This window comes from Erythrobacter sp. QSSC1-22B, assembly GCF_001678665.1.
Classification (GTDB): Bacteria; Pseudomonadota; Alphaproteobacteria; order Sphingomonadales; family Sphingomonadaceae; genus Qipengyuania.
On sequence record NZ_LZRP01000024.1, the window covers coordinates 1 to 2,682 of the forward strand.

Below are 2,682 nucleotides of genomic sequence, written 5' to 3' on the forward strand. Positions count from 1 at the left end.
GCTCTAAGGCATGGCAGTATCACCCCCAATGTCCTGCCTTCGGCTTCAAGATGCTTCCTCGCATTTTCAACCGCGCGGTTCGCTTCGACCCCGTGCTGCGAGAAAATGAAAATCAACCGGATCGAAGCGAGAATGTCGATCAGCGCATAGCGCTCAATCCCGCATGCCCCCCAGCAAGTGATTCCAAAGAGCTGCGAAACGCTGCACGCGTCCTCGTAGCCTTCCGCTAGATTGAGAACCCCGTCGGACGGGATCCCACCTTTGCGAATGGCTCCGCCGCCGATCTTTGCGAGACAGCGCTTGGGTTGTATCCATCCGGTGAGGGCCGCGTCGATATCGGTCAGTGGTCGGGTTTGATGATGCGCTTTGCTGCAGCATTGCGACGGGCAGCGATGCGGCCGAGGGCCACTTTGATCGGGAAGTCATCGAACTCGTCGGGATCGTAGCCGTCGAGCCATTCGCTGATTTCAGCATGATCGGGATGGGTGGGATCGGCTCTGGCTTCAAGCATTTCGTAGAAGCCCGGGACGCCGCCACAATCCTCAGGCGGGCCGTCACGTTCACCGGCGATGAAGCGGGGATAGGCGTCGCCGGGATCGCCGGGGCGCACGTCGCTGATGATGAGGCTGTGCTCCCAGTTGTCGCCGAAGTCGTAAGTGTAATCGATCGGGGTCATGCCAGGCTGGATCACGTCGCGCAGACGTATGCGAGAAGCGACTGCGGGCGGCGGCGTCCCCCAGTTCTCATCCATCGGCAGACCGTAGGTCTGGCCGTTGATGACCATCTCCCAGAGGTGACAATCGAACCACCCCATGGCGCTCTGGACGATATCGTGCAGGACCTTGAGGGTGATCGAGGTCGGCACTTCGACGACACGCCAGATCGGCGGGTCGGAGTACTTGAGCTCGATACGCAGGGTGGCGATCTGGGTGAAGCTGTCGATGGCTTTGCGAGTGGTTGCGCTGCGGGCAGTCATGCCGCCTGTGATAGCACGCCGTCGCCCTTGCACCAGTTCCAAGGGAGCAGCTCGCCGAGCTGCAGGACGGGGTGATCGGCGATCCGGGCGAGGACATCGGCAAGCCAGGCTTGCGGATCGATGTCATTGAGCTTCGCGGTCTGGATGAGCGTGTAGAGGATAGCGGCGCGCTGTCCGCCGCGATCCGAGCCACAGAATAGCCAAGCCTTGCGGCCGAGCGGTATACAGCGCAGCGCACGCTCGGCGGCATTGTTGGTCAGGCAGATGCGCCCGTCGTCGAGGAACCGGGTGAACGCATCCCAGCGCCGCAGCATGTAGAGACAGGCCTTGGCAAGATCGTGGTTGCGCGACAGCTCGGCAACCTGAGCGGTGAGCCAGACGTAAAGCTCGGCCATCAGCGGTGCGCTGAGTTCCTGGCGTACAGTGAGACGCTCGGCAGGCGCCTTGCCGTTGATGGTGCGCTCGATGTCGAAAAGGGCATCGAGGCGCTGCACGGCTTCGAGCGCGATCGGATAGATCATGCTGCTACGCTGGCCGCGGCTTCTCCTGCGGGCTGCGCCTGCGACATCGGCAAGCTCGAAGAACTTGCGCCTGGCATGGGCAAAGCAGGCCGCTTCGAGCACAGGTCCGGGATCGCGCCCCTCGCGGTAGAGCTCGTTATAGCCGCCATAGGCATCGGCTTGCAGGATCCCCGCCCATGATGCGAGATGCGCTCTTGGGTGTTCGCCGCGCCGGTCGCGTGAATAGTGGAACAGGGCAGCAGGCGGATCGGCGCCTGCGAACGGGCGGTCATCGCGCACATAAACCCATAATCGGGCGGTATCGGTCTTACCCCTGGCCATGACCGGCACCGTGGTATCATCGCCGTGCAATCGCTGTGCGGCCAGAACTTGAGCCTCGATCAGGCGATAGAGCGGCATCAGCGCGAAGGCGGCAGTCCCGACCTGATCAGCGAGGGTCGAGACACTGAGCGGTACGCCCTCACGGGCGAACCGCTCGGCCTGACGGTTCAATGGCTGGTGCTGGCCGTACTTCTCGAACAACAGCATGGCGAGGAAGCTTGGTCCGGCCCATCCGCGCGGCACGACGTGGAATGGTGCGGGCGGTTGCGTGATCTTCTCGCAGTCCCGGCAGGAGAACTTCTCGCGCACCGTCTGGATGACTTGCCCGATCATAGACGGTCTGGCAGAAGGCGGACGCTGCCTGCCCCCACGCCGATCGGGAGAACCGCGCCGCTTCGGCAAGCCTGGGGGACTGCGCCCGCATAGGCTAAGCGCCTCAGGCGCTTGATTGCACAACACCTAGTGGTTAGAATCTAGCGGATGGAACCCGGCCAACCGGCGAAGGAGCGCGGTTTCCCGCCATTCCAGAAGGATTCTTCCGATTGGTTTTAACCACTAGTTTAAGATCCGACGGTGTTAACAAAGCGGTCTATACCGACAAGCGCAAACCCAAATGGGCGTGTGTCGGCGGGCCGAGCAACTGATCATGCGCCTTTGAACCGCTTACCGAAAACCTCATAATGATGACGATTAGCATCTGGACGCTCGTGAAGGGCGGAGTGATGTGATGCCACGACCAGCAGCAGCGCGAGCGAGACATCACACCTGGTTCTGGGTCACGCCAAGCGGCAGGCACGTGCTGTAGAGACGATAAATCAGTAACTTACGGCTCGACGAGCGCCCGCGGAAATAGAGCTTGACCTT

3 protein-coding genes are annotated in these 2,682 nt (G+C 61.8%); 1 reads left to right on the plus strand and 2 read right to left on the minus strand.

Annotated elements, in window-relative coordinates:
* On the plus strand, positions 1 to 230 hold a 230-nt coding region (locus A9995_RS17475), incomplete at its 5' end, for a hypothetical protein (protein ID WP_233998267.1).
* 110 nt (positions 231 to 340) lie between these two features.
* Here A9995_RS17475 and A9995_RS15625 read toward each other — a convergent pair.
* Both A9995_RS15625 and A9995_RS15630 read right to left on the minus strand, forming a co-directional pair.
* A complete protein-coding gene (locus A9995_RS15625) occupies positions 341 to 976 on the minus strand; it encodes a plasmid pRiA4b ORF-3 family protein (RefSeq protein WP_067614721.1) in 636 nt (211 codons plus the stop codon).
* Positions 973 to 2,151: an IS66 family transposase gene (locus A9995_RS15630; RefSeq protein WP_369815871.1), complete on the minus strand. Its 1,179-nt coding sequence runs from the start codon at positions 2,149 to 2,151 to the stop codon at positions 973 to 975. Before A9995_RS15630 ends, A9995_RS15625 begins: the two co-directional genes overlap by 4 nt.
* Between the last annotated feature and the right edge of the window lie 531 nt (positions 2,152 to 2,682).